Annotated in this window: 2 protein-coding genes; both read right to left on the reverse strand. The window is 70.4% G+C overall.

Going from position 1 to position 2,100, the window contains the following annotated elements; translation table 11 throughout:
• The coding region (locus DEIPI_RS0117845; RefSeq protein WP_027482662.1) for a TrmB family transcriptional regulator at window positions 1-471 on the reverse strand (471 nt) is incomplete at its 3' end.
• Window positions 472-536: 65 nt separating this feature from the next.
• Complete coding sequence (locus DEIPI_RS0117850; protein WP_027482659.1) at window positions 537-1,874, reverse strand: S41 family peptidase; 1,338 nt, start codon at window positions 1,872-1,874, stop codon at window positions 537-539.
• Between the last annotated feature and the right edge of the window lie 226 nt (window positions 1,875-2,100).

Below are 2,100 nucleotides of genomic sequence, written 5' to 3' on the forward strand. Positions count from 1 at the left end.
GTCCGCGCGCAGGACGGTCACGCCGCGCGGCGTGACGCGCTCCAGCCGGACCGCGAAGTCCACCTCGCCCGCGAGGAAGAGGCTGCGGCGCGCGCCAAGCGCGAGCGTCTCGCACAGGGAGCGCACGACCGCGTCCCCCTTGAGGGCGTACACGGCTTCCGGGGCGGGGTCGGGCGTGAGGCGCGACAGGTCCCGCTCCAGGTTGCCGAGCCGGTCGTCGAAGGAGCGGCGGGCCCGGTCGAGGTACTCGCGCGCGGAGAGCGGCGCGTACTCCATGGGGGTGTCGCCGACGCGGGCGGCGAGTCCGCGCGCCTCGAGACGCTGGAGCGTCTCGTAGATCTTCGGGCGCGGAATGCCCGCCTGCCGCGCGACGCGGGCGGGCACGGCCCGTCCCAGCGCGAGGAGGGCGGTGTAGGCACGGGCCTCGTACTCGGTGAGGCCCAGGGCCTGGAGGTGCAATACGGCGCTCATCAGACGAGAGTGTACGCCTCCCCGCGCGGGCGGGGAGGCGCACATGCATGGCGTGGTGGCCGGGCTTACTTGTTGACGACCTCGATGGCGCGCGCGAGCTGCGCGTCCGTCTTGGGGTCCACGACGGCGTTGCCGTCGTTCGTGCGGGGCCGCGCCTTGGGCGTGTCCGTGAAGGTGAACTTGCCGTCCGCGTCGGCGGTGGCGGTGACGCTGCGTCCGCCGACGTTCACGGTGATCTTCTCCCCGGCCTTCGCGCCGGTGCCCTCGAAGGTCACGATCTTCGGGGCGCGGCTGTCCTCGACCTTCACGTCGGGCGTGACGCCCTGCTTGTGGATGCTGCGGCCCTTGGGCGTCAGCCACTCCTCGAAGGTGATGTTGGCCTTGCCGCCGTTCTGCAGGGGGTAGACGGCCTGCACGATGCCCTTGCCGAAGCTCTTGGCGCCGACGAGCGTGGCGCGGCCCGAGTCCTGCAGGGCGCCCGCGACGATCTCGGAGGCGCTGGCGCTGCCGCCGTCGATGAGGACGGCGAGCTTGCCCTTGTAGTCCGTGGCCTGCGCGGCGGCCTTGCCGTCGCCGGGGCAGCCGATGTCGCCGGCCTTGCCGCCACGTTCGCGGACCTTGAGGATGTCGCCGCCCGTGAGGAACTGATCCGCGACGGCGGTCGCGATGCAGAGGTTCCCGCCGGGGTTGCCGCGCAGGTCGAAGATGACCTTCTGGATGCCCTTGGCCTTGAAGTCCGCGATGGCCTTCGGGAACTGCTGGAGCACCTTCGTGTTGGAGAAGTCGTTGAGGGCGACGTAGCCGATGTTGCCTGGCAGGACGCTCGTCTCGACGGACACGATCTCGATGCGGGAGCGCTTGAGCGTCACCTCGTAGGAGCCCTTGCCGCGCCCGAAGGTGATCTTGACGTTCGTGTTCTCCTTGCCGCGGATCTTGCCGACGAGGTCGTCCTGCGGGGTGTTGGTGACGTCATCGCCGTCGATCTTGAGGAACACGTCGCCGGGCTGGACGCCCGCGAGGTCGGCGGGGCGGCCCTTGTACACGGCCTCGATCTTGCCGCCGGTGCCCTTGGTGGTGTCGGCGGAGGTGAAGGTCACGCCGATCCCGAAGAACTCGCCCTCTTGGTCCTGGTTGTCGCGGGCGGCCTGGGTGGGCGGGACGTAGCGGGTGTAGGGGTCGTCGAAGGTGCCGAGCATGCCCTTGATGGCGCCTTCGAGGAGCTTGTCGCGATCCTCGGACTTCAGGGCGATCTGCTCGGCGAGCGTCAGGGCCTGCAGGAAGCTGGTGCCCGTCTGGGACTTGAGCAGGTCGCTGACGTCGTAGGAACGCAGCTGAGCGTACGCGACGGCGGTGGTGGCCGCGAGCGCGCCGGCCACGAGGAGTGCCTTGCTGCCTTGTTTCATCAGGGGCAGGATACCGTCTTCAGGTGAAGACGCAGTGTGGCGGCGCTCGCCGGACGTGGCCCGCGCCCCGGTGTGGTGCGCGTCTCATGAACCACCTTGAGCAAACCTTCCGGTATGCTTTGGGACAGCACATGAAGCGCACCCTCGCGTCTACCACGGCCCTCAGGGGCACCCCGGCCCTCCGCTCCCGGCGGGCCGCCGCCCGCCCCGCCCCGTCCGCGCCCAC

This window comes from Deinococcus pimensis DSM 21231, assembly GCF_000519345.1.
Lineage (GTDB): Bacteria > Deinococcota > Deinococci > Deinococcales > Deinococcaceae > Deinococcus_A > Deinococcus_A pimensis.

Coding starts and splice junctions, on each gene's coding strand:
- DEIPI_RS0117850 (WP_027482659.1), bottom strand. CDS start 1,874: ATGAAACAAGGCAGCAAGGCACTCCTCGTGGCCGGCGCGCTCGCGGCC.